Consider the following 24,876-nt stretch of genomic DNA (forward strand, 5'->3'; position numbering starts at 1 on the left):
TTTCCAAAGTCGCGATCGAGGAAACGACGACCAGGTCACTTGCCCCAGAAGGCCAGGAACCCCAGGCCGAGGTTGTCCATGAGATCTTTGACCAGTCCGCCGACGAGACCCGTGGCGCTGCTCCTGGCGTGGTCGCTCAGGGCGTTGATCGCCTTCGACGGCGGCTGCCAGGGCACCCAGGACGGAACGGCGGACATCGCGGTCACCACGGCGAAGAACGCGAGCGTGCCCACGATGATCGTCACGACCATCCCGGCACCCGGGCTGCGGATCACGGCGGTGAGGGTGCGGGCCACCGCCTTGCGCGGCGCCCCGCCGCCCGGCAGCAGGAACAGGCCCCCGACGAACGCCGAGGCCGCCCACGAGGCGGCGGTGTCGGTGGTCATCCCGCCGAGGAAGTACAGCGCGCCCCACACGCACAGGCCGAACATCCCCGCCAGCGGCGTGACCACGACCGTCATGAGAGCGGCCTTGATCAGCGCCCACGGCGTGCCGAGCACGGCCAGCAGCGGATCGCTGGCGCTGTTGCCCCGGAGCGAGCGGCGCTCCGCGAGGTCGCCCCAGAGGTACTCGCCGACGCGCAGGCACAGGACCACGACGACCATGAGGACGCCGACCAGCACGGGGAGCATGCGCGCGCTCGCGAGCGCCACGACCAGCATCAGGGCCGCGAGGAGCGGGTGCCCGGTGCGGTAGCGCGGGCGGTCTCGCTCGGGCTCGGGCCTGCGCTCCTGCTCGGGCGCGTGCGGCCCCCGGCCCTGGTCGGGCGCGTACGGCCGGGCGTGGGTGGGCGGGGCCACGACGCCTCGGGTGGACGGACCCATGGGTGGAGGCGGGTAGCCGGCCACCCGCTGGTCCACGTAGGGCGCCGGGGCGTGCTGGCCGGGATGCCCGTACGGCGCGGGCGGGTAGGCCTGAGGGGGCGCGAACCCCGGGGCGCCGGGAGGCGGGACGAAGGCGGCGGGCGGGCTCGGCGGCGGCGCGCCGGCACGGTTGCCGCGCCGGCGCTCACGCTCGTGCTCGGCGTACCGCACGGGCGGCAGCAGGTCGGAGTAGCTGTCCTCGGACGCCGGCTTCGTACGCTTGGTCGGCGGGAGGTCGTCGAGCGCGGGGTCGGCCGAGCCGTTCAGCACGTGGGTGCCGTCGGGCGCGGAGCCGTTGAGCACGCGGGTGCCGTCGGGGACCTGCCCGCTCCCCTGGGCGGTGTCGAGCCTGCGGGTGTGACCGGTCTGCGCCGGAGGGCTCTCCTGGAAGGAGGTCACGTTCGGGTCGAGGGACCTCGCCATGGCCAGCAGGCCCTGCGCGCTCGGCCGGGCGCCCGCGTCGACCGCGAAGGCGGCGCGCAGCCAGCCGCGCAGCCACGGGGGCGCCTGGTCGATGCTGGCCCGGCCTTCCATGATGTTGTAGCAGACCATCTCGAACGAGCCCGACCCGAAGGGCGGCTTGCCCGTCGCCCCGAAGAACACCGTGGCCGCCAGCGCGTGCACGTCGGCCGCCTGGGTGATCCCCTCGTCCCTGATGATCTCGGGCGCGAGGTAGCCGGGGGTGCCGACGAACATGCCGGTCTGGGTGAGCCGGGTCGCGTTGACCAGGTGCGCGATGCCGAAGTCGATGACCAGCGGGTCGCCGTTGACCAGCATGACGTTCGCCGGCTTGAAGTCGCGGTGGATGACGTCGGCGGCGTGGATCGCGATCAGCGCCTCGGACAGGCCGCGCGCCAGCCGTATGACCTCGTGAGCGGAGAGCGGCCCGTCCGACAGGACGGTCTCCTCCAGCGTGCGGCCGGGTGCGAACCTGGTCACGATGTAGGGCGTGGCGCCGGTGAGCTCGGCGTCGAGGACCTCGGCGACGCGCGGGCTGCGCACCCGGCGCATGGTCTCGACCTCGCGGGTCAGCCGGTCGCGAGCCTTGAGGTCGGCCGCCACGTGCGGGTGGAGGACCTTGACGGCGACCTCCCTGCCCTCCTGGTCGAGGCCGAGATGGACGACGCCCATGCCGCCCTCGCCCAGCCGGCGCAACAGCCGGTAGGGACCGAGTCTGTCCAGCGTCTCCGGCACGGTTTCCCCCGTCATCCTGCCTTCCTTCGAAGGCCTTTCAATCGTTCTAGCCAGGTGGACATGTCCACCGGACTCCAGACTGCCTCCCCGGCGGACATGACGAGCGTGCTGACCGCGTAGACGGCCACGAGCGCGGCCACGACTCCGAGGATCACGGTGAGGGTCGTCGCGGCTCCCTTGGTGGAGAAGGCGGAGGCCAGGGTCCTGGTCATCTGGCGGCCCGGTCCCTCGACGCCCGGCCCCGCGCAGATGATCCACAGGGAGACGGCGACTCCCCAGCTCAGGGCGGTGCCCGCGGACACCGACCTCACCAGGAAGGTCAGGACGAGCGTGACCGGCACACCCAGGATCAGGGCGTACGGGACGAGCGCGATCGTGACGCCGATGGACTTGAGCAGCGCCAGGGGCTGCCCGAGGACGCGGAGCACGTCGGAGGCGGCGGACGCCGCCGGGCGCCTGGTGAGGAGCTTCGGCTGTGCCATGTCGGCGGCCCTGAGAAGCACGGCGGCGGGCACCACGAGTGCCGACACCAGGATCGGGGCCAAGACGGCGGCGCCGACCACGATGATCAGCGCCAGCACGCTCGCCACGCCGTACACCGGGGACCGCCGCAGCAGGTCGTCGCCGTGGCCCTGGTGCTGCCCGAAGCCGGGCGGCGCGTCCGGTGGCAGGTGCACGGTCGGGACGTACGGCGCGGACGGCTGCTGCCGCACGTGCGGCGTCATCTCGAACAGGTCGGGCGCCTGCTCGAACAGCGCCTGGTGGTGGTACGGCCGCGCGGGCGGCGCGAGCGGGGACGCCTGCGCGCCGGGTGGCAGCTGGTTCGAGCGGGCCGGCGGCACCGGCCCGGCCGGGGCGGCCGGGGCGGCACGGTAGGGCTTGGCCTGGACGTCGAGCTCGCTCAGCTCCTCGGGTCTGACGCGCCTCGTCGGCACCTCGCCCTGGTCGAGCGGCGCCGGCTGGGCGGCCTTCCACGGCTGGGAGGGCGACGGCGGGGCGTACCGGGTGGGCACCTGGCCCTCGTGGTCGGTGGACTTGGGCCGCTCCTGGGAGATGCCCGCCTTGCGGAGCTCGTCGCCGGTCACGCGGACCGTGGGCCACGGGTCACCGGCTCCGGGGCCCTGCGGCGCCTCGCCGAGCAGCGACACGTACTCCTCGGCGGGCTTGGCCGGGGTCACCGGCGTGGCCGGGGATGCCGGTGATGCCGCGCCGGGGCGCAGCGACGTCCCGGTCGCCGGGCCGCCCGACATGTCGGGAACCGTGAGGATCTCGTCGGGCACGTTCGGACGGCCCTGCCCCGGGCCAGGGGGCACGAGCCGGGAGAGCTGCGCGGCCAGCTCGGCGGCGGTCGGCCGCTTGGCGGGGTCGCGCTGGAAGGCCGCGCGCAGCAGCGGGCGCATGATCGCCGGGGCGGCGTCGACGTTGGCCTTGCCCGCGGTGATGTTGTAGAACACCATCTCCAGCGTGCCCTTGCCGAACGGCGGCTGGCCGGTGGCGGCCATCAGCATCGTGCCGGCCCAGGCGTGGACGTCGACCTCCGGCCCGGCCTCGTGCCCCTCGATGATCTCGGGGGCGAGGTAGCCGGGGGTGCCGATGAACATGCCGGTCTGCGTCAGCCGGGTGGCGTCGACGGCCTGCGCGATGCCAAAGTCGATCAGCACGGGCTCGCCGTCGAGCAGCAGCACGTTGCCCGGCTTGAGGTCGCGGTGGATGATCCCGGCCGCGTGCACCGTGGCGAGGGCCTCGGCCACGCCGTGGGCGAGCCGCAGCAGCGCGCCGACGGCCAGCGGGCCGTCCTGCTTGACCGTGTCGTCCAGGGGCTTGCCCGGGACGTAACGGGTCACGATGTAGGGGCGGCTGCCGGTGACGTCGGCGTCGACGACCTCGGCGATGTGCCTGCTGCGCACGCGGCGCATGGTCTCGACCTCGCGCGCGAGCCTGCGGCGCGCGACGTCGTCCCCGGTGACCTCGGCGCGCAGGACCTTGACGGCGACCTGCCTGCCCTGGGAGTCGAGGGCGAGATGGACCACGCCCATGCCACCTTCACCGAGCCGCCGGAGCAGCCGGTAGGGGCCCAATCGGTCGTCCTGATTCATCTGATCTCCGGCGGTGCCCCGGCATTGGTGTCCGGAAGGAAGCGCCTTGCTCCAATTGTCACATTTCGCTTACTCTGCGCAATGCCAATACCGGAAAACACCGGTCGGCAGCCGGTGCCCTGGCCCGTCGCCGGAGCCGGCGGCCATCGCGGCGGGCAACCCCCGTTGCCAACCGGTCGGTAGCCCACCGCCCCCGTGCGGCTACCGCTCTCTCCCTTCGGCCCGTCGTGGCGATGAGAGCACTCCGCGGACATCCGCCCGCGGTCCTTGACGGCACGTAGCACCATACCGGCTTAAACCCCGCCCATGAGATGAACCATGAGGCCACATTCCCGGTAGTACAACGGATGAACCGGCCCCAAGGGTTTCCCAAATCCGGAAAGTCTTACAGGGCGGACACCTCACTGGGCCAGAGCCACCACGTCGGCGCTCTTCAGGCGGGTAAGGGCCTCACCGGCGAGCGCCAGCTTGGAGCCCCTGATACCGCTGCCGATCACGACGTACGGCTGCCGCGCGACCTCGGCGTCCACCAGCACGGGCCAGTCCTCGGGCAGGCCGAGGGGCGTGATGCCGCCGAACTCCATGCCCGACATCTCGACGGCGTCCTGCTGCGGGGCGAAAGAGGTCTTGCGGGCGTCCAGGTGCCTGCGGATCACCCCGTTGACGTCGGCGCGCATCGTGGCGAGCACCATCACGGCGGCGTAGCGCGTCTCGCCGCCCCGCTTCGCCGCCACGATCACGCAGTTGGCCGACTCCTGGAGACCCACCCCGTACCGCTCGCAGAAGGCGGCGGTGTCGGCGAGCGCCGGATCGATGGGCGCCACCACGACCTCGTCACTCATGGTCGTGACGGCCCTGGCCACCGGGTCGGCGAGCAGATCGCGCCGTTCCCCCGCGGGCACCCAGTCGAGCGTGCCCAGCCTCATGGGTCACCCCTCCTTCAGTACGCGGTGATGAAGCTCGGTGACCACCTTACGGGCGGACTCGAAGGCCCCGGCCTGCCAGGCGATCAGGTGGGTGAGCCAGTCGCCCGCGAAGTAGATCCGTCCGGCGGGCCGCTGGAGCAGCGAGAACCCGTTCATCGACGGCCAGCGCACCCACGAGCCCTCGATGTGCGGCTGCCGCAGCCAGGCGACCGAGACGCTCGCGAGCAGGTCCTTGCCGTACCTGCCGCCGTGGACCTTCCGGCCCTGGACCAGGGCCCGGCGGAGGCGCTCATGGTGCGGCAGCGCGTCGTAGGTCTCGGCGGCCCCGCCGGTGTTGTAGTAACCCACGACCAGGCCGCGCTCGGTGTGGAACCCGTAGGAGGGGTACCAGATGTGGCCCACGTCCAGGTCGGTCTCGGTGGCCCCGCCGTAAACGCGGTCCTCGATCTCCCACCAGCGGCGGCCGTATTCGATGCCGAGCTTGCCCGCCGACAGCGGGACGGGGGTGGAGAGCACGGCCCTCACATCGGCGCCGAGGTTGCCCGGCATCTTCGCGAGCAGGTGCGGGGGAAGCGCCGCGACGCAGTAGTCGGCCTTCAGCGGGGCCCCGTGCTCCACCGCGACCTCGACCCCCTCGGGCCGGTTCGTGATCTTCGTGACCCGCGTGCCGGTCCTGATGCGTTCGGCGCCGACCTTTCCCGCGAGCGCGCGGACGATGGCGTCCATCCCGCCCACGGGCTGGAACATCGGCATCGCCTGGTCGTAGCCCGCGTCCATGGTCAGCATCCGGCCGAGGCCCTGGCTCAGGATCTCGGTGAGCGAGGGCGGCGGGCCGAGGGCGGTGCCCGGCCCGACTCCGGGGTTCACGCGGTACCCCCGCCGCTCGCCGCCGGTGTACCGGCGCGACGGGCCGATCTCCCCGAACTCGGAGAGGAAGTCCAGAAGCCGTTCCTTGTCGGCGGCGGTCAGCTCGGCGTCGAGCGCCCCGGCGTCGGTGGCCTTGGCCAGCAGCTCGGAGACGTACCCGTAGGCGTCGGCGCGGGCCGTACGGGCGCGCACGGGCCCCTTCATGCCGGCCGTGAGGACGTACGCGGCGGCGTTGTTGTTGACGAAGACCTCAAGCGGGACGCCCAGCTCGCGGCAGTAGTCGAGCGTCACCATCCACTGGGCGATGCGGGCCGGCCCCGCGTTGAAGTACGTGCCGGCCCCGAAGGTCACCCGCTGGGTCTCACCGCTCGCCCCCGCGGCGGTCCCGGCGGGCAACTCGGTCACCGCGTCGCCGCCTCGCAGGGTCAGGCTGCGCCCGCCCACCCGGTCGCGGGCCTCAAGGACCGTGCAGTCGTACCCGGCCTTGCCGAGCTCGTACGCGCACGCCAGCCCGGCCACGCCCGCTCCCAGCACGAGCACCTTCGCCGGAGCCCCGCCGCGCAGGGAGAAGTCGGACGGCTGGGGCGGCACGTACGGCGCCGGGAGCCCGGCCCCGCCGACGGGGCGCACGGGGGGCGTCTCCTTGGAGGGGGCCAGCCCCAGCACCCCCATCGCGGCGTACATGGCGCCGGCGCCACCGGCCGCGCCGATGCCTACGAGCAGCGACCTACGCGTCAGACGGTCGCCGCGCCGGGGTAATCCCTCTTGCTCCATGGCTCAGCCGTACACGCCGCTGCCGCAGGCCACCTGGCCCGCGAGGGTGGCGAAGACGCCGAGCAGCCCCATGATGTCGCGGAAGTCGTCGGTGGTGAACTCGGTGTGCCGGGGCCCGGCCGGCCGCACACCCGGGATGAGCGCGCAGCCCGAGGCGATGGCGGTGGAGTTCCACTCGATCCCGAGCGTGAACGGGGGCGCGACCTGGTGGGGCCGGAAGTCGCTCAGGCGGTTCAGCGCCCGCGCGGCGGCCTCCCTGATCAGCGCCTGGGCGACGCTGGGCGGCAGCAGCTCGGCGGAGAACCTGTCGATGCCCTTCTTGACCGCGACGGTCTCGACGTCGCCGAGGAGCGCGCGCGCCTCCTCGCACACCGCCTCGTCGCCCGTCACCAGCGCGACCGGCACCCCGAGGAACCCGGCGAACCCCGCCACCAGCCGCGTCTCACCGCAGACCTCGCCGTTGAGGTAGACGTTGTGGATCTCCTTGCCCATCCACGTGTGGTTCAGCACTCCGTGCTGGATGCCGGCCCTGGCGTGGTACCCGGCGAAGCAGGCGGCCTGGAAGTCGGCGGACAGCCCCTGCGCCATGCGCATCGGCTTGCCCGGGCCCCGGATCAGCGAGGCCCGGGGGTCGAGCAGGTCGACCCGGAGGTTCTTGGTGGATCCGTGAGCGTCGTTGACCACCACGGCCGACGCGCCCGCCTCGAAGGCCCCCGCGATCACGGCACTGGCGTCGGCGGTCATCAGCTCGCAGCCGCGCTCGTAGCCACGGCCCCCGGCGTGCATCTCCTCCGGGTCGGTGAGCCCGGTCACGCCCTCCATGTCGACCGACAGGTAAACCTTCATCGCCGTCCCCAGCTCTCCACCCGCTCCATGTCCTCCGCGTTCATCAGCCCGAACTCGTCAAGCATGATCGCCTCGATCCCCTTTCGCCATGGTTCGGGGATCTCCTCGACGGCCGGAGGGTAGCACCGCTCCAGCCACAGGGTAGATTCACGCGTCGCCCCGAGGTACCCGGCGGCCCTGGCGAAGGGGGTGTCCTCGATGCCGGGGACGTTGGCGCAGCCGTACTCGATCATCTCCTGGCCCCCGTACGGCGGCGGCTGCTGCCACTTGCGCGCCACCGGCCGGTCCGCGGTGATCGTCGTCCGCATCGGGCGCCGCTCGATGGCGGCCTGGATGAGCTCCTTGTACAGGCACTTGCCGCACCGGCCGCACGGGCCGTGGCTGTCGCCGCGCAGGCACCAGCGCACCTGGTCGCGGAGCTCGGAGCCGAGTGCCAGCCGCATCGTCATCGCCTCGCTGATCCCGCCCACCGGGAGGACCAGGGGCAGCCCGGCGGCGGCGAAGAGGCGTCCCCACGGGCCGTGGGCCGACCACATGGGGTTGTCGGGGGTGTACCGGTGGACGTACCGGCCGCCGCCGAGCCACCGCGAGCCGATCTCGTAACCCAGCGCCACGCCGCCGAGGTCCATGGCGCCGGCCAGGAGAACGGCCCCGATCATGACGGCGTGGTGCTCGGGATACCCGGGGCGCGGGTGCCGCAGCAGGAACTCAAGGTCCGACTCGACCGGGGTCACGTCCCTGCCGGTCTTCTCCGCCAGGTCGGCCAGCACGTCGGACCGGTAGTGCGTCCACCGGTTGGGGACCCGGGGATGGCTCACGCGGCGGAAGTGGATCAGCGGCGCGTCCGGCAGGATCGCGGCCACCGCGGCCGAGTCGGCGCCGCCGCTGTAGGAGATCGCGAGCCGGGTGCCCGGCGTCCGGGGCGACTCGCCGACCGGCCCGGCCTCGACGCCCCAGCCACTGTGGAGCGCGGCGGCCAGCTCGCCGGAGATGGGCCGGTCGAAGACGACCCTGCCGGACGTCCAGGGCGCGACGACCGTCCACGCGGCGAGGGCCATCAGGTCAGGATGGACGGACGCCTCACCGGCGGGACGCGGCAGCCGCACGTGGCAGGTGTCGGTGGTGAGCTCCACCCGCTGGCCGTCGGTGACGGTGCCGGTGAGGTCCTCACCGGGGTCCAGCCGGAGGCGCAGCCGCCACAGATCACCGTCGGACGTCCAGTCCACCCTCATGGGGCCGCCTTCTCCGGGCCCCCCGCCTCGCGGATCGAGCCGATGGCCTGCCAGATCAGGACCTCGGCCTGGAGCACCTGGTCCACGGCCGAGGCCGTCTCCGTGGCGAGCCGGTGCGCGTCCTCGACCTTGGCCGCGAGCGCCGGGTCGGTGGAGGGCCTGCTCGTGCTCGCCGCCCGCTGGCGCAACTGGTCGACCTCGCGCCGCAGCGCCGCGACCTCCCGCTTGAGCGCCTGGACCTCCCACAGCGAGTCCCGGACGTCCTGCCGGTGATCGGCCCGCGTCACGTACCGGCCGTCGAACCGGCCCAGTATCGCGCGCCGGACCCGCAGGGGCGCCAGGACACGCATTACAAAGCGCGACATGACCGGTCACCTTAGCGGGAAATCATGATCTCTCCGAACTGCTGATGTATACCGTTATGTCACATGGTCAGCGGCCGGTGAACTCGGGCTTCGTCTTCTCGGCGAACGCGCGCAGCCCGGTGCGGGCGTCCTCGGTGGCGAACAGGCCGGAGAAGTGCAGCCGCTCGATCTCCAGGCCGGTGGTCAGGTCGGTGTCGAGCCCGTGGTCGACGGCCTGCTTGGCGGCGCGCAGCGCGACGGCCGGGCCGTCCGCGAACCGCTCGGCGAGGGCGACGGCCTCGGCGTGCACGTCGGCGTCGGGGACGACCTTGTCGACCAGGCCGATGGCGAGCGCCTCGGCGGCGCCCACGTGGCGCCCGGTGAAGATGAGGTCCTTGGCCCGCGCCGGGCCGATCAGGCGGGGCAGGCGCTGGGTGCCGCCGGCGCCCGGGATGATGCCGAGCGAGATCTCGGGCTGGCCGAGCTTGGCGCCCTCGCCCGCGATACGGAAGTCGGCGCAGAGGGCCAGCTCGCAGCCGCCCCCGAGCGCGTAGCCGGTGATCGCCGCGATGACCGGCTTGCCGATCTTCGCCACGGCGGTGAAGCACGCCTGCAACTCACCAGAATGTGCCGACATATCGGCATACGTCATGTCGGCCATCTCCTTGATGTCCACCCCCGCGGCGAACACCCGCTCTCCCCCGTAGATGACCACGGCCCGCACGCCGGGGTCGGCGTCCACCTGGCGGGCGCACTCGGCGAGCTCCCGCTGCATCTGGCCGTTGAGGGCGTTCATCTTCGGCCGGTCCAGCCGGATCGTCGCGATCCCGCCGCCGGCCTCGACACGTGCGAACTCCGTCATGACGCCCTCCTCAGTGGTACGGCACCCCGCTCCCGGAGTGCGGCACCACCACGATACGGGCGGTCGCGATCACTTGACGGGGATCCCCGTGCGCGCGACGACCTCGCGGTAGACGCGCTCGTACCCCGTCGCCATGGACATGACGTCGAAGTCGCGCTCCACGTGCGTGCGGCTGTCGGAGGGCCGCAGCACGTCGACCGCCTCGATGGCGGCGGGCAGCTCGTGCGGGAACCGCCGGACGAAGCCCGTGACCCCGTCCACGACGACCTCGGGCACCGACCCGAGCCCCAGGGCGACCACGGGCGTCCCGCAGGCCATGGCCTCGATCATCACCAGGCCGAAGGGCTCCTGCCAGGTGATCGGGAACAGCAGGCAGCGCGCCGCCGCCATGAGCTGGCGCTTGCGCACGATGTTGGCCTCGCCCTCGTAACGGGCGTCCGGCCCGAGCCTCGGACGGACGTGCTCGTCGAAGTAGGCGAATTCGGCCGGCTCGACGAGCTTGCCCGCGAGCACGATGCGCCGCCCGGCCGCCCGGGCCGCGTCGATGGCCAGGTGGGCCCCCTTGTCCCCGGCGAACCGCCCGATCCACAGCACCCAGTCCTCCTTGCGCTCCCTGTACGGGAACGTGCGGGTGTCCACGGCGTTGTACACCTGCCCGACCCAGTTCAGGTCGGGGGCGTAGGTCCGCTGGGCGAGCGAGATCGACACCAGGGATATGCGGTCGCCCATGGTGCGGTAGTACTCCCCGAGCTCCCCGTCGACCGGCCCGTGACACGTCACGACGGTCGGTGCGGGCCTGCCCAGGGCGGTGAGCGGCCCCGCGAGGGTGTGGTCGTGCACGATGTCGGCGTCCAGCTGGGAGAGCAGCCGGGCGGCTATGGCGGTGTGCAGCACCTCCGGCATCGTCTCGCCGATGCGTTCGGAGGGCGCGCGGCGGTAGGTGCGCAGAAAGGTGGCCTTGGTCGTGGTCCTGCCCGCGCCGATGAGGGTGACCTCGTGGCCGAGCCCCATCAGGCCCCCGACGAGGTCGGAGAGCATCGCCTCGATGCCGCCGTACCCCTTGGGAGGCACCTCCGACCACGGCGGCGCCACCATGGCGACGCGCAGGCCGGAAGAGCCTCCGACGTTTCGCGGAGCGTGCCGCCGCCCAAAGACGCCGATCGATGTGGCCATGTAGGAGCGCACCTCCAGCCGGATCCCCCGAGTCCTCAATACCCTTCCCCGCCCCCTCGAAATCAGCCGCTGTCAGGCACCGAGATCGCCGTCGGCGGACGAGGTTCGTTGATCAGCCGGACTCCTTCCGGGAGTCCGCGAACGGTGGCGGAGTCATCGCCTTCCTGCACCTTCACCACGAGCCTGGCCTCGCCGAGCGGCAGGTTCGACACCTGGAGCAGGCCGAACCCCTTCGGCAGCGCCGGGGCGATCCACACCTTCCCGTACGGCACCCACGGGTCGAACCGCAGCAGCGACCTGACGAGGTGGATGGGCGAGGCCGCGGCCCACGCCTGGGGCGCGCACGACGTCGGGTACGGGATGGGCGTCGGGAACTCCTCCCGCTCGAACCCGCAGAACAGCTCCGGGAGCCGGCCGGCGCACTCGTGCGCCGCCTCCAGCAGCCCCTCGGCGATGCGCTGGGCCGCCTCGACGAAGCCGTAGCGCATCAGCCCGGCCACGATGATCGCGTTGTCGTGCGGCCAGACCGACCCGTTGTGGTAGCTCATCGGGTTGTAGGCGCCCATGCTGGTCGCCAGGGTCCGCACGCCGTACCCGCTGAACATCTCCGCCGATATCAGGTGCTCGGCCACGGACGGCGCCTTGTCCTCGTCCACGATCCCCGTCCACAGGCAGTGGCCCATGTTGGAGGCGAGGGAGTCGATCAGGCGCCCGTCCCCGTCGAGTCCCATCGCGTAGTAACCCCGCTCCGGGATCCAGAAGCGCTCGTTGAACGCCTCCCGCAGGATCGCCGCCTGCTTCTCGCAGCGCCGCTCGGTCTCGGTGTCCCCATCCTCGTGGGCGAGGTTGGCGCGCGCGATGTAGGCCGCGTAGACGTAGCCCTGCGCCTCCGCCAGCGCGATGGGGGCATGGGCGAGGCTGCCGTCGGCGTAGTTGACGCCGTCGAACGAGTCCTTCCACCCCTGGTTGACCAGGCCGCGATCGGTCTTGCGCCGGTACCACAGGAACCCCTCGCACTGGCCGTAGTTCTCGATCCAGCCCAGCGCGGCGTCGGCGTGCGGGAGGAGCCGGCGTACCTCGTCCCCGTGCAGGCCCCAGCGGCGCAGTTCGCCGAGGAGCATGACGAACAGCGGGGTGGAGTCGACCGACCCGTAGTACGGCTGGCCGCCGGTGGAGGCGGGCGCCCCGGGCTCCACGCCGTACCGGAGCTCGTGGAGGATCTTGCCGGGCTCCTCCTCGGTGAGCAGGTTGACCTTGGTGCCCTGCAGCTCGGCGAGACGGCTGAGCGTGCCGAGGGCCAGGGTCTGGTCGAGCGGTAGCGCCATCCACGACGTCAGCAGGGAGTCCCTGCCGAAGAGGGTCATGAACCAGGGCGCGCCGGCCGCGATCGAGGGAAGCTCGTCGGGGTGGTTCTTCTGGAACAGCCGCAGGCTGCCGAGGTCCGTCCTCGACCTGCGGAGCGCCTGGGCCAGGGCGACGTTCGTGGTGCTGATGGTCGGGCTGCTGCGCACCCATTGGGCCAGGCGCATGGCCGGCTCGGCGCGCTCGACCGGGTGGCGCGCGGAGAACCAGGCGGGCGCCTCCTCACCGTCGAGGATCGGGTTCACCTGCAAGGTGAGCCGCCACTCGCTGCGCGCGGGCACGACCGTCTTGAAGGTCAGCAGGCCCGGTATCGCGTTGAACTCCGCTTCCTCCGACTCCGCGATCACCCTCGCCCCCCGGGACCGGCTCGCCGAGACGATCTTCAGCCCGGTGCTGTCCACGATGGTCTCGACGTCGGTCACCCACTGGATGCGGTGCGCCTTGACCTCGAACAGGTCGGCGACGTCGGAGGCGACCACCAGGGTGACGAAGCAGCCCGCGGCCTCGTCGGCGAGGTTGCGCATCGTGACGTCCTCGCGGAGGCCGCCGCCGACGTAGCGATCCCTGATCACCAGCATCGTGCTGTCGGCCCGCCCTGGGCGCGGCGGGGTCCGCCCGAGGAAGGCCGCGTGGTACGGCTCCCCGGGCACCACCTTCAGGCTCTCGAGGGGCGCGTCGTCGACGCGCAGCTCCCACCGGGACACCAGGCGGGTGTCGGCGTAGTACACGCCTTGGGCCCCGCCCGGCAGGATGTCACCGTTCTGCTCGCATACGCAGAACGATCCCCCCTCGACCAGCGTGGTCGTGGTGTCCCCCAGGGCTCCCGGCTGTCCCTCGAACGTCCAGCCTTCCACGGCGGATCACGCTCCTTCACGAGTGAAATCGCGTTGCCTCCGTCAGCCCTGCCCAGTCGGCGGCTGGCGCATTCGAGAATGCTTGCCCGATTTGTCGCGGTATGTCCTCCGAAAGATCGTCGGGTGAGTCCTAGCGGAGCGTGCCGTTGGTCATCCCCACGGGCTCCTCGGGAACGGAGATGAGACCCAGCTCGGCCGGAGACGACATCAGCGGGTGCGCGGGGACCACCCGGACGGTGTATCCGAACGCGCCCGTGCGGTCGAGCGGCACGGCCCCGGTGTAGGTCGCCTTGCCGTCGTCGCCCACCGCGTCGGGCTGGAGCGTGACGTACGACGGCCCGATCAGCTCGTCGTGCACCCCCACCTTGCCGTACGCGGCCTGGACGCTCACGTCGTCCGGGGACAGCTCGCCGAGCGCGATCGTCGCGCGCACCTCCATCGCCGCCCCGAGCTCGGGGGTGTCCCCGATGCCCGACGCCTCGATGTGCTCCACCCGGACGCCGGGCCAGGCGCGGGTGACCCGCAGCTTCCACGCCGCGAACTCGCGCGCCTTGCTGTGGTCGCCCTTGGACAGGTCGCGCGCCGACTCCGCGGCCGGCGTGTACAGGTCGACGACGTAGTCGCGGAGCATGCGCCCTGCGAGGACCTTCGGGCCGAGCGAGCTGAGCGTGTGCTTGACCATGTCGAGCCAGCGCCGGGGATGGGCGTCGCCCGGGCGGTCGTAGAACCGGTCGGCGACCTCGCGCTCGATCAGGTCGTACAGCGCGCCCGCCTCCAGATCGTCACGGCGGTCGGGGTCCTCCACGCCGTCGGCGGTCGGGACGGCCCAGCCGTTGTTGCCGTCGTACCACTCGTCCCACCAGCCGTCCCTGATGGAGAGGTTGAGCCCGCCGTTGAGAGCGGCCTTCATGCCGGAGGTGCCGCACGCCTCCAGCGGGCGCAGCGGGTTGTTCATCCACACGTCGCAGCCCTGGACCATGAGCTGCCCGAGGTTCATGTCGTAGTCGGGCAGGAAGACGATGCGGTGGCGCACGTCCTCGCTGTCGGCGAACTTCACGATCTGCTGGATCAGCTTCTTGCCGCCCTCGTCGGCAGGGTGCGCCTTGCCCGCGATCACGATCTGGACGGGCTTCTCGGGGTCGAGGAGCAGCTCCCTGAGCCGGTCGGGATCCTTGAGCATGAGCGTGAGCCGTTTGTAGGAGGGCACGCGCCGCGCGAAGCCGATCGTCAGCACGTCGGGGTCGAGCGCCTCGTCGATCCAGCCGAGCTCGGCCGTGGAGGCGCCCCGGGCGCGCCAGGAGGCCCGCAGCCGGTCGCGGGCCGCGTCGACGAGCTGGCGCCGCAGCCTGCCACGGATGCCCCAGATGTCCTCGTCGGTGAGCTTCTGCACCCCTTCCCAGCCCTGGGCCTTCTCGATCAGCGAGGGAAGCTCCTTGCCCGCGAGCTCCATCACCTCGCGCGCGACCCAGGTCGGGGCGTGCACGCCGTTGGTGATCGACCCGATCGGGATCTCGTCGAGGTCGAACCCCGGCCAGAGCCCCTGGAACATCCCGCGGCTGACCTCGCCGTGCAGCTCGGATACGCCGTTGACCCGCTGGGCCAGCCGCATGCCCATGACGGCCATGTTGAAGACCGCCGCCTCCGCCGGGGCCTCGGGCGAGTCGGGCTCGGCCCCGAGCGCGAGGATGCGTTCCACCGGGACGGTGGGCCAGGCGTTGTCGCCGCCGAACTGCTTCTCGATCATCTCGGCGGGGAACCGGTCGATGCCGGCGGGGACGGGCGTGTGCGTGGTGAACACCGTGCCCGCGCGGACGGCCTCCAGGGCCTCGTCGAAGGACAGCCGGTGCTCGGTCAGCTCGCGGATGCGTTCGAGGCCGAGGAAGCCCGCGTGACCCTCGTTGGTGTGGAAGACCTCGGGCTCGGGGTGCCCCGTGATGCGGCAGTAGGCGCGGAGCGCGCGCACCCCGCCGATGCCGAGCAGCAGCTCCTGCATGAGCCGGTGGTCGGTGCCGCCGCCGTACAGCCGGTCGGTGACGTCGCGGGCGGCGTTGTCGTTCTCGGCCACGTCGGAGTCGAGCAGCAGCAGCGGGACCCGGCCCGCCTGGGCCACCCAGATCTGCGCGTGCAGCGTTCGCCCGCCGGGCAGGGGGATCGCGACGCGGGCGGGGGCGCCGTCCTCCTCCTTCAGCAGGCTCAGGGGCAGGCCGCCGGGGTCGAGGCTCGGGTAGTGCTCCTGCTGCCAGCCCTCGGCCGACAGGGACTGGCTGAAGTAGCCGTGCCGGTAGAGCAGGCCCACACCGAGGATCGGCACGCCGAGGTCGCTGGCGGCCTTCAGGTGGTCGCCGGCGAGGATGCCGAGGCCTCCGGAGTACTGCGGGAGCGCGGCGGCGATGCCGTACTCGGGCGAGAAGTAGCCGATGGCGGCGGGGGCGTCGGGCAAAGTCTGGTACCAGCGGGGCGCGGTCATGTACTCCCGCAGGTCGTCCGCGGCGTCCGCGAGCCTGCGGAGGAACCTGCGATCACGAGCCAGCTCGGCCAGCCTGCCGGCCTCCACCGCTCCGAGCAACGCGACCGGGTCGTGCCCGACCCGTTCCCAGGTGTCGGGATCCACCTCGGCGAACAGGTCCATGGTCTCCGGGTGCCATGACCAGCGCAGATTTTGTACGAGCTCGCCGAGGGCGGCCAGCTCCACGGGAAGGACGGTACGGACGGTGAACCTGCGTATTGCTCTCACGGGGCCAGACCCTAGTTACTCAGCGCCACGACGCGCGACCGAAACACTCTTGTGCGCCTACCAGATCTCATGCGTTTCGCTCTCACCACTCCCATACATGCTCAAACATCACTAAAGCGGACCTGGCGATGTGATCTCAACTTGATCATGTACGGCTCCCCCCTCACCCGGCAACTCTCAGGGACAAAAGCCGACCGGGGCACCCCTAACTTCCCTTAGGCAGGCTTGAAGAGGGACTATGGGGGCAGTCCCATGTAAGAGCCTCAGCATCACACCTCCGATCCCCCGAGATGACATCCGTCACTCCGGGGGTGGATACGACCGCGCCTGCCCATACACCGGCATCAAGCCGGGACCTACTTGAAAGCAAAGATCACTCCTTGCCCTCACAATTCCCGGCGGCGCCCGGTGCGTCGCCGCTACCTTGAGACACGATGATCGGACGAATCCCAATACAGGAAATTTACCCTGTTGTCGAGTGCGGGCGGTGGCCCGCGAAGGCAGCGGCGGGCGAGACCTTCGAGATCAGCGCCACCGTGTTCCGCGAGGGACACGACGCGGTGGCGGCCGGGGTCGTGCTGGTCGACCCCGACGGCAGGCGCCAGCGGCTCCTGCCCATGCGCGAGGTCGAGCCCGGCACCGACCGGTGGGCGGTCGAGGTCACGCTGCCTACGGAGGGTAACTGGCACTTCCGCGTCGAGGCCTGGGGCGACCCGATCGCCACCTGGCTCCACGACGCCGGGATCAAGATCCCCCGTGGCATCGACACGGACCTCATGTGCGAGGAGGGCGCCCGCGTGTTCGCGCGCGCCGCGAAGGCCATCCGCCCGGCGGGCTGCGACAACTGCACGCACCGGGCGGCTCTCCAGACCGTGGCCGATCGGCTGCGGGACGACGAGCTCGATCCCCGGGCGAGGCTGGCGCTGGCGCAGCTCCCTGAGACGGCGAGCGCGCTCGCCTCGCACCCGCTGCGCGACCTGGTGACCAGGGCGCCGAGATACCGCATCCGGGTCGACCGCAGGCGGGCGCTCTTCGGCTCCTGGTATGAGTTCTTCCCCAGGTCCGAGGGGGCGGTGCTCGAAGAGGGCGCCATCCCCAAGTCCGGAAATTTCCGGACTGCGGCGGAGCGGCTGCCCGGCGTGGCCGGCATGGGCTTCGACGTCGTCTACCTGCCGCCGATCCATCCCATCGGCGAGACCTTCCGCAAGGGGCGCAACAACACCCTGCACCCCGAGCCGTACGACGTCGGCTCCCCCTGGGCGATCGGCTCCGAGGACGGCGGGCACGACGCGATCCATCCTGATCTGGGCACCTTCGAGGACTTCGACGCCTTCGTGCGGCGGGCTCGCGAGCTCGGCCTGGAGATCGCGCTCGACCTGGCCCTGCAGTGCTCCCCTGACCATCCTTGGGTAAAGGAGCACCCCGAATGGTTCACGATCAGGGCCGACGGCACCATCGCGTACGCCGAGAACCCGCCGAAGAAGTATCAGGACATCTACCCCCTGAACTTCGACAAGGACCCGAAGGGCATCTACACCGAGGTCCGGCGGGTGGTCCGCCACTGGATGGACCACGGCGTCCGCATCTTCCGGGTGGACAACCCGCACACCAAGCCCGTGGGGTTCTGGGAGAAGCTGCTGGCGGACATCCACTCCACCGATCCTGACGTGCTGTTCCTGTCGGAGGCGTTCACGCGTCCCCCGATGCTGCGCGGCCTGGCCAAGGTGGGTTTCGACCAGTCGTACACGTATTTCACCTGGAAGAATTCCAAGGCCGACGTCGAAAGTTACCTGACCGAGCTCTCGCACGAGACCTCGTACTACTTGCGACCCAACTTTTTCGTCAACACTCCGGACATCCTTCACGAGTACCTGCAGAACGGCGGCATGCCGGCGTTCAAGATCCGGGCGGTCCTGGCCGCGTTGGCGTCACCTTCCTGGGGGGTCTACGCGGGCTACGAGCTCGCCGAGAACGCCCCGATACGACCGGGCAGCGAGGAATATCTCAACAGCGAGAAGTTCGAGCTCAGACCTCGCGACTGGGCCACCGCGGAACGCGAGGGCCGGAGCCTGGCGCCCTTCATCACCCAGCTTAATTTGTTCAGAAGAGCACACCCCGCGGTCCAGGAACTGCGTAACCTACGTTTCCACAGCGTCGACCACCCGGACATGATCTGCTTCTCAAAGCGGCTGCCCGGCGCCTACGACCCGTCCACACGACGGCACGGCCTAGGCGATGTCGTTCTGGTCGTCGTCAATCTCGACCCACACAACACGCACGAGGCGACGGTCAGGCTGGACATGCCCGGCCTCGGCCTCGATTGGGGCGCCGAATTCGTCGTGGACGATGAGCTCTCGGGCGAGTCGTTCCACTGGCGGCAGGCCAACTACGTGCGCCTCGATCCGCACATCAATCCAGCACACGTCCTCACACTGCGAGCGACGCCGACCAGCCAGGCGTAGGCGCATGGCGACAACGGCGGAAAAGCGAGCATGAGCACAGCGGGGAGTCCACAGGTGAGCTTGACGCCTCAGCCCGTCCCGAACACCTTCACACACGAAAAGCCGTGCGATCCTTACTGGTACAAACGCGCCGTTTTCTACGAAGTCCTCATCCGAGGATTCGCAGATTCAAACGGGGACGGAACCGGGGATATCCGCGGTCTCATCAACAAACTGGATTATCTCCAGTGGCTCGGCGTCGACTGTCTGTGGCTCCTGCCGCTTTACGAGTCCCCGCTCAAAGACGGCGGATACGACATTTCCGACTTTATGAAGATTCTCCCGGATTTCGGGGATCTCGGGGACTTCGTCAAGCTCGTCGACGAAGCACACAAACGCGGTATGCGGGTTATCGCGGACCTGGTCATGAACCACACAAGCGACCAGCATCCGTGGTTCCAGGCCTCCCGGCACGACCCCACCGGGCCGTTCGGGGACTTCTACGTCTGGTCCGACGACGGCGAGCAGTACAACGACGCGCGGATCATCTTCATCGACACCGAGACGTCCAACTGGACGTACGACCCGGTCCGCGGGCAGTACTACTGGCACCGGTTCTTCCACCACCAGCCGGACCTCAACTACGAGAACCCGGACGTCCAGGAGGCCATGCTGGAGGTCCTGCGCTTCTGGCTGGACCTCGGCATCGACGGGTTCCGGATGGACGCCATCCCTTACCTGTTCGAGCAGGAGGGGACCAACTGCGAGAACCTCCCGCAGACCCACGAGTACCTCAAGCGGGTCAGGAGCGAGGTCGACCGCCTCTACCCCGACCGCGTGCTGCTCGCCGAGGCCAACCAGTGGCCGTCCGACGTCGTCGAGTACTTCGGTGACGCGGTCACCGGCGGCGACGAGTGCCACATGGCGTTCCACTTCCCGCTGATGCCGCGCATCTTCATGGCCGTGCGCCGCGAGACCCGCTACCCCATCTCGGAGATCATGGCCCAGACGCCGAAGATCCCCGAGAACTGCCAGTGGGGCATCTTCCTGCGCAACCACGACGAGCTCACGCTCGAGATGGTGACCGACGAAGAGCGCGACTACATGTACACCGAGTACGCCAAGGACCCGCGCATGCGGGCCAACGTCGGCATCCGCCGCCGCCTGGCCCCGCTGCTGGAGAACGACCGCAACCAGATCGAGCTGTTCACCGCCCTTCTCATGAGCCTGCCGGGAAGCCCCGTCATCTACTACGGCGACGAGATCGGCATGGGCGACAACATCTGGCTGGGCGACCGCGACGGCGTCCGCACGCCGATGCAGTGGACCCCCGACCGCAACGCGGGGTTCTCCGACTGCGACCCCGGCCGCCTCTACCTGCCGACGATCATGGACCCGATCTACGGGTACCAGGCGCTCAACGTGGAGGCGCAGCAGAAGAATCCGGGGTCACTCCTTCACTTCACCAAGAAGATGATCGAGATTCGGAAGCGGCACCCGGTCTTCGGGCTGGGCGAGTTCACCGAGCTCAACTCCTCCAACCCGAGCGTCCTCGCGTTCGTCCGCGAGCTCGGCGACGACCGTGTGCTGTGCGTCAACAACCTGTCCCGCTTCCCCCAGCCGGTGGAGCTGGACCTGCGCAGGTTCGAGGACGTCACGCCCGTGGAGTGCACAGGTGGAGTTCCATTTCCACCGATTGGCGAACTTCCGTATCTTTTGACGCTTCCTGGGCATGGGTTCTATTGGTTCACCCTTCCGCCCACGAGCGCCGCAGCCGAGGAGACGTGACACATACTCTCGAAGAGCTACTTGCCGGCTGGATCACCCATCAGCGGTGGTTCGCCGGCAAGGGCCGCGCGATCACCGAGCTGGCCGTGGAGGCCACCACCCCGCTACCCCTTCGTGGTCCTGCAGAATCCTTCCACAGCGATGTGGCGGGTTCCTCCAGGACCACGGACGACTCGGCGAGGCCATCGGCCGAGGATCGAGTCTGCCTGCGCCATCTGGTCATCACCGTGAGGCAGGACACGCACACCGACCGTTACCAGCTGCTCCTGGGCTTCCGCCCCGAGCTGCCCCAGCGGCTGAAGCACGTCGCGATCGGCGAGACCCCGGACGGCTTCGCCTACGACGCCGTCCACGACGCCGAGGTCACCGGCGTGCTGCTCGCGTCCATCGCCTCGGACGCCGACCTCGGCGCGCTGCGCTTCCGCCACATGCCGGGCGCCGAGATCAACACCTCGCCCCGGAGTCTCGTGCTCGGCGGCGAGCAGTCCAACACCTCGCTGGTCTTCGGTGACGCCTACATCTGCAAGCTGTTCCGCAAGCTGATCCCCGGCGTGAACCCGGAGCTGGAAGTGGTGTCCGCGCTCGCGGAGCGGGGCTCCCCCAACATCGCCAAGCCGTACGGCTGGATCGAGGCCGACGTCGCCGGCGAGAACACCACGCTCGCCTTCACCCAGGAGTTCCTGCCCACCGCCAGCGACGGCTGGGCCCTCGCGCTCACCAGCGTGCGCGACCTGTACGGCTCGCTGCCCGGCACGGCGGCGGGCGACGCCGGAGGGGACTTCGCCGCCGAGTCGCACCGCCTCGGCATGGCCACCGCCCACCTGCACAAGGAGCTCGCCGCGGCCTTCCCCACGAGCGTGGTGGAGGCCCCCGAGGTCAAGCGGATGGCCGAGGGGTTCAGGCGCCGCCTCGAAGCCGCCATCGACGAGGTGCCGGAGCTCGTCGGCCACGCGGCGATCGCCCACGAGGCGTTCGACCTGCTGGCCGACATCGCCCGGCCCATCATGGTCCAGCGGGTCCACGGCGACTACCACCTGGGCCAGGTCATGCGCACCCCCAGCGAGTGGGTGGTCCTGGACTTCGAGGGCGAGCCGGGCCAGCCGCTCAGCGACCGCCGGGCCCTGGACTCCCCGGTCAGGGACGTCGCGGGCATGCTCAGGTCGTTCGACTACGCGGCCCGCCACCTGCTGTCCGACCATCCGGACGCCGATGACCTGGAGCTGCGGGCCGCCGAATGGTCCGAACGCAACCGCGCGGCCTTCATCGCGGGGTACTCGGCGGGCGGCGGCCGGATCCGCGGCGACGACGCCGTGCTGCTGCGCGCGCTGGAGCTGAGCAAGGCCGCTTACGAGGTGGTCTACGAGTCCCGCAACCGCCCCGCCTGGCTTCCCATCCCGCTCGCGGCCTTCACCCACGCCGTACGGTGACGACAACACCCCTTTCTCGATACGATCCGTAGCCGAGCGCGGACCGAGCGTGAAGGCGGTGGGTCGATGGATCGGGGGCGGCTTGCGATCATGCTCTCGGCGGCGGGCGCCACCCTGGCCGTGGTGATCGGCGCGGGCATGACGGTGGCGCTGGTCTGGCCAGGGCGGCACGAGCCCCCCGGGCACCACGCCGGCGCCGGGTACCGCGACGACCCCGGGTACCAGGATGAGCCCGGGTACCAGGATGAGCCCGGCACCCGGCGCAGGGACGAGACCCGTGCCCGGCGACGCGCGGACGAGCTCCAGGGCCTGCCGCCCGCGAGCGCCTCCCCCACGCCCGGCGGTCAAGCCGATGCCGTCATGAGACCCGCCCCCTCAAGGCCGGAGCAAGAGCGTGCCACCGAGATGCTGCTCGCCGATCCCGCGCTGGGCCCCACTGTGCGCGACGGGTACGCCAGGGCGGCGGGCAGGCCGCTGGCATCGGCCGCCGACCTGCGCGTGCACTCCCTGGTCTTCAGGCGGCACGGCTGCGAGACCCGCCGGTGCCTCCAGCTCTTCGTCTGGTACCCCGGCGGCCGGCAGCTCGACATCGGCCGGATCATCATCGACATGCCCACAGGCAGCATCCGCGTGCTGAAGTGGTGATACGCCGCCTGACGTGGCCGGACGCAGCTCACCGTGACCCCGGGAGCGCACGTTTGCCGTCCCCATGGTGTGATCCAGGCGACAACATGGGTTGGCACGCCGATGTGGGGCAGGGTTAGCTCATAAAAGCAATCACGGTGCCGAGGAGCGGTGAGCGATCTGATGAACGCGGACCTGGACCTGAACCGGCTGGCCGGCGGCGCGCACCACGATCCACACTCGATCCTGGGCGCGCACCTTTCCCCCGACGGTCTGACCGTCCGGGCGCTCAAGCCACTTGCCGAGAAGGTCGAGCTGGTGCTGGACGACGGCACCCACGAAATGCCCCACGAGGCCTACGGAGTCTTCAGCCTGACGCTGCCCGGCGTGGACAAGGTCCCCGCCTACCGGCTGCGGGTGACCTACCCCGCCGCCGAGCCGTACGAGACCGGTGATCCGTACCGCCACTGGCCCACTCTGGGCGAGGTCGACCTGCACCTGATCGGCGAGGGCCGCCACGAGCGCCTGTGGGAGGTGCTCGGGGCCCATGTGATGCGGCACGACGACGAGGAGGGCACCGCCTTCGCCGTCTGGGCGCCGAACGCGCTCGGGGTCCGCGTGGAGGGCGGCTTCAACCACTGGAACGGCTCGGGCCATCCGATGCGGTCCCTCGGGCGGTCCGGGGTGTGGGAGCTGTTCATCCCGGGGGTCGGGGTGGGCGAGCACTACAAGTTCTCGATCCTGGGCGCCGACGCCGTCTGGCGGTCCAAGGCCGATCCGATGGCCCGCCGCACCGAGCGCCCGCCCGCCACCGCGTCGATCGTCGACGGGTCGGCGTACTCGTGGCAGGACGACGAGTGGATGCGGCAGCGCGCCGAGCGGAACGCGATGGAGGCGCCGATGAGCGCCTACGAGGTGCACCTCGGCTCGTGGCGTCCCGGCCTGACCTACAAGGAGCTGGCGACCCAGCTCGTCGACTACGTCAAGGACATGGGCTTCACCCACGTGGAGCTCCTGCCGGTGGCCGAGCATCCGTTCGGCGGCTCCTGGGGTTACCAGGTCACCTCGTACTACGCGCCGACCTCGCGTTTCGGCAGCCCCGACGAGTTCCGCCACCTGGTCGACAAGCTGCACGAGGCCGGCATCGGCGTGCTCCTCGACTGGGTGCCCGCCCACTTCCCCATGGACGCGTGGGCGCTGGCCCGGTTCGACGGCACGCCGCTGTACGAGCACGCCGACCCTAAGCGGGGCGAGCACCCCGAATGGGGCACCTACATCTTCGACTTCGGCCGCCGGGAGGTACGCAACTTCCTGGTGGCGAACGCGGTCTACTGGCTCAAGGAGTTCCACATCGACGGCCTGCGCGTGGACGCGGTCGCCTCGATGCTGTACCTCGACTACTCCCGGCGCCAGGGCGAGTGGACGCCCAACATCTACGGCGGGCGCGAGAACCTCGACGCCGTGGAGTTCCTCAAGGAGATGAACTCCGTCGCCTACCGCGAGGCGCCCGGCATCGTCACGATCGCCGAGGAGTCGACCGCGTGGCCCGGCGTCACCCGGCCCGTGCACCTGGGCGGGCTCGGGTTCGGCTTCAAGTGGAACATGGGCTGGATGCACGACACCCTGGCCTACCTCCACCACGAGCCGGTGTTCCGGCAGTACCACCACCACCAGATGACGTTCTCGCTGATGTACGCGTACTCGGAGAACTTCGTGCTGCCCCTCTCGCACGACGAGGTGGTGCACGGCAAGGGCTCCCTGCTCGGCAAGATGCCCGGCGACGAGTGGCAGCGCTTCGCCAACCTGCGGGCCCTGTTCGCGTTCATGTGGGCGCATCCCGGTAAGAAGCTGATGTTCATGGGCGGCGAGTTCGCCCAGGGGTCCGAGTGGTCCGAGGAGCGCGGCCTCGACTGGTGGCTGCTCGACTTCGAGCCCCACCAGGGCATGCAGCAGCTGGTCCGCGACCTCAACCGCGTGTACGCCGAGACGCCCGCGCTGCACTCGCAGGACCACTCGCCGAGGGGCTTCCAGTGGATCGACGCCGACGACGCCTCGGGGAACGTCTTCTCCTTCCTGCGCCACGGCGACGACGGCTCGATGGTGGCCTGCGTGGCCAACTTCTCGGGGCAGACGCATGAGGACTACCGGATCGGCCTGCCCGCCGGGGGCCGCTGGGACGAGGTGATCAACACCGACGCCTACAACTACTACGGCAGCGGGGTGGGCAACCTCGGCTCCGTCGAGGCCGTCGAGGAGCCCTGGCACGGCCTGCCGTACTCCGCCGGCCTCCGGGTACCGCCCCTCGGCGCCCTCTGGTTCCGCTACGCCGGCCCGCCCCTGGTGGAGGTCGCCGCGGAAGAGGCAGAGGGCCAGGCCGCACCGGCCGCGGTGCCGCCCGCCGCCGAGGCCCGGCTCCCGGCTCCCGCCGGCGCGGCGGACGAGGAGCCGGCGGGGACCTGACGCCGGCGA

At 70.6% G+C, this 24,876-nt stretch carries 16 protein-coding genes; 5 read left to right on the forward strand and 11 right to left on the reverse strand.

Annotated elements, in window-relative coordinates:
• Positions 1-35: 35 nt before the first annotated feature.
• The 11 genes from AB0O34_RS02950 to glgP all read right to left on the reverse strand — a co-directional run bounded on the left by AB0O34_RS02950 (position 36) and on the right by glgP (position 16,127).
• The gene (locus tag AB0O34_RS02950) at positions 36-2,072 is read right to left on the reverse strand and encodes a serine/threonine-protein kinase (protein WP_363911934.1); all 2,037 of its coding nucleotides are present in this window, start codon (positions 2,070-2,072) and stop codon (positions 36-38) included.
• The gene (locus AB0O34_RS02955) at positions 2,069-4,153 is read right to left on the reverse strand and encodes a protein kinase (RefSeq protein ID WP_363911936.1); all 2,085 of its coding nucleotides are present in this window, start codon (positions 4,151-4,153) and stop codon (positions 2,069-2,071) included. The genes AB0O34_RS02950 and AB0O34_RS02955 overlap by 4 nt, the downstream gene beginning before the upstream one ends.
• A gap of 401 nt (positions 4,154-4,554) precedes the next feature.
• A complete protein-coding gene (locus tag AB0O34_RS02960) occupies positions 4,555-5,079 on the reverse strand; it encodes a YbaK/EbsC family protein (RefSeq protein WP_363911938.1) in 525 nt (174 codons plus the stop codon).
• A gap of 3 nt (positions 5,080-5,082) precedes the next feature.
• A complete protein-coding gene (locus tag AB0O34_RS02965) occupies positions 5,083-6,720 on the reverse strand; it encodes an FAD-dependent oxidoreductase (RefSeq protein ID WP_363911940.1) in 1,638 nt (545 codons plus the stop codon).
• A 3-nt stretch (positions 6,721-6,723) separates the two neighbouring features.
• Entirely contained in the window at positions 6,724-7,566 is an 843-nt protein-coding gene (locus AB0O34_RS02970) for a M55 family metallopeptidase (RefSeq protein ID WP_363911942.1), read from the reverse strand.
• The gene (locus AB0O34_RS02975) at positions 7,563-8,798 is read right to left on the reverse strand and encodes a DUF6395 domain-containing protein (protein WP_363911944.1); all 1,236 of its coding nucleotides are present in this window, start codon (positions 8,796-8,798) and stop codon (positions 7,563-7,565) included. Before AB0O34_RS02975 ends, AB0O34_RS02970 begins: the two co-directional genes overlap by 4 nt.
• Positions 8,795-9,163, reverse strand: a complete 369-nt coding sequence (locus AB0O34_RS02980; RefSeq protein WP_363911946.1) for a hypothetical protein — start codon at positions 9,161-9,163, stop codon at positions 8,795-8,797. Before AB0O34_RS02980 ends, AB0O34_RS02975 begins: the two co-directional genes overlap by 4 nt.
• Before the next feature lie 67 nt (positions 9,164-9,230).
• Positions 9,231-10,004, reverse strand: coding sequence for an enoyl-CoA hydratase-related protein (locus AB0O34_RS02985; RefSeq protein WP_363911948.1), 774 nt, complete (start codon positions 10,002-10,004; stop codon positions 9,231-9,233).
• A gap of 69 nt (positions 10,005-10,073) precedes the next feature.
• Positions 10,074-11,177: a glycosyltransferase family 4 protein gene (locus AB0O34_RS02990; protein ID WP_363911950.1), complete on the reverse strand. Its 1,104-nt coding sequence runs from the start codon at positions 11,175-11,177 to the stop codon at positions 10,074-10,076.
• 62 nt (positions 11,178-11,239) lie between these two features.
• Positions 11,240-13,393, reverse strand: a complete 2,154-nt coding sequence (locus AB0O34_RS02995) for a glycogen debranching N-terminal domain-containing protein (protein ID WP_363911952.1) — start codon at positions 13,391-13,393, stop codon at positions 11,240-11,242.
• Positions 13,394-13,523: 130 nt separating this feature from the next.
• Entirely contained in the window at positions 13,524-16,127 is a 2,604-nt protein-coding gene (glgP, locus tag AB0O34_RS03000) for an alpha-glucan family phosphorylase (protein WP_363911954.1), read from the reverse strand.
• Positions 16,128-16,561: 434 nt separating this feature from the next.
• Between glgP and AB0O34_RS03005 the strand changes: the two genes are divergently transcribed.
• From AB0O34_RS03005 to glgB, 5 genes are all read left to right on the forward strand, one after another.
• Positions 16,562-18,589, forward strand: a complete 2,028-nt coding sequence (locus tag AB0O34_RS03005) for an alpha-1,4-glucan--maltose-1-phosphate maltosyltransferase (RefSeq protein WP_363911956.1) — start codon at positions 16,562-16,564, stop codon at positions 18,587-18,589.
• 30 nt (positions 18,590-18,619) lie between these two features.
• Positions 18,620-20,356, forward strand: coding sequence for a maltose alpha-D-glucosyltransferase (gene treS / locus AB0O34_RS03010; RefSeq protein WP_363911958.1), 1,737 nt, complete (start codon positions 18,620-18,622; stop codon positions 20,354-20,356).
• Positions 20,353-21,783, forward strand: a complete 1,431-nt coding sequence (locus AB0O34_RS03015; RefSeq protein WP_363911960.1) for an aminoglycoside phosphotransferase — start codon at positions 20,353-20,355, stop codon at positions 21,781-21,783. The genes treS and AB0O34_RS03015 overlap by 4 nt, the downstream gene beginning before the upstream one ends.
• Positions 21,784-21,849: 66 nt before the next feature.
• Positions 21,850-22,428: a hypothetical protein gene (locus tag AB0O34_RS03020; RefSeq protein WP_363911962.1), complete on the forward strand. Its 579-nt coding sequence runs from the start codon at positions 21,850-21,852 to the stop codon at positions 22,426-22,428.
• A gap of 162 nt (positions 22,429-22,590) precedes the next feature.
• Positions 22,591-24,867: a 1,4-alpha-glucan branching protein GlgB gene (gene glgB / locus AB0O34_RS03025; RefSeq protein WP_363912157.1), complete on the forward strand. Its 2,277-nt coding sequence runs from the start codon at positions 22,591-22,593 to the stop codon at positions 24,865-24,867.
• Positions 24,868-24,876 lie beyond the last annotated feature (9 nt).

This window comes from Sphaerisporangium sp. NPDC088356, from assembly GCF_040685555.1.
GTDB lineage: Bacteria > Actinomycetota > Actinomycetes > Streptosporangiales > Streptosporangiaceae > Sphaerisporangium.

Excerpts from the sequence above, each read along its gene's own strand:
- AB0O34_RS02950 (WP_363911934.1), bottom strand. The coding sequence starts at position 2,072 with ATGACGGGGGAAACCGTGCCGGAGACGCTGGACAGACTCGGTCCCTAC.
- AB0O34_RS02955 (WP_363911936.1), bottom strand. The coding sequence starts at position 4,153 with ATGAATCAGGACGACCGATTGGGCCCCTACCGGCTGCTCCGGCGGCTC.
- AB0O34_RS02960 (WP_363911938.1), bottom strand. The coding sequence starts at position 5,079 with ATGAGGCTGGGCACGCTCGACTGGGTGCCCGCGGGGGAACGGCGCGAT.
- AB0O34_RS02965 (WP_363911940.1), bottom strand. The coding sequence starts at position 6,720 with ATGGAGCAAGAGGGATTACCCCGGCGCGGCGACCGTCTGACGCGTAGG.
- AB0O34_RS02970 (WP_363911942.1), bottom strand. The coding sequence starts at position 7,566 with ATGAAGGTTTACCTGTCGGTCGACATGGAGGGCGTGACCGGGCTCACC.
- AB0O34_RS02975 (WP_363911944.1), bottom strand. The coding sequence starts at position 8,798 with ATGAGGGTGGACTGGACGTCCGACGGTGATCTGTGGCGGCTGCGCCTC.
- AB0O34_RS02980 (WP_363911946.1), bottom strand. The coding sequence starts at position 9,163 with ATGTCGCGCTTTGTAATGCGTGTCCTGGCGCCCCTGCGGGTCCGGCGC.
- AB0O34_RS02985 (WP_363911948.1), bottom strand. The coding sequence starts at position 10,004 with ATGACGGAGTTCGCACGTGTCGAGGCCGGCGGCGGGATCGCGACGATC.
- AB0O34_RS02990 (WP_363911950.1), bottom strand. The coding sequence starts at position 11,177 with ATGGCCACATCGATCGGCGTCTTTGGGCGGCGGCACGCTCCGCGAAAC.
- AB0O34_RS03005 (WP_363911956.1), top strand. The coding sequence starts at position 16,562 with ATGATCGGACGAATCCCAATACAGGAAATTTACCCTGTTGTCGAGTGC.
- treS (WP_363911958.1), top strand. The coding sequence starts at position 18,620 with ATGAGCACAGCGGGGAGTCCACAGGTGAGCTTGACGCCTCAGCCCGTC.
- AB0O34_RS03020 (WP_363911962.1), top strand. The coding sequence starts at position 21,850 with ATGGATCGGGGGCGGCTTGCGATCATGCTCTCGGCGGCGGGCGCCACC.
- glgB (WP_363912157.1), top strand. The coding sequence starts at position 22,591 with ATGAACGCGGACCTGGACCTGAACCGGCTGGCCGGCGGCGCGCACCAC.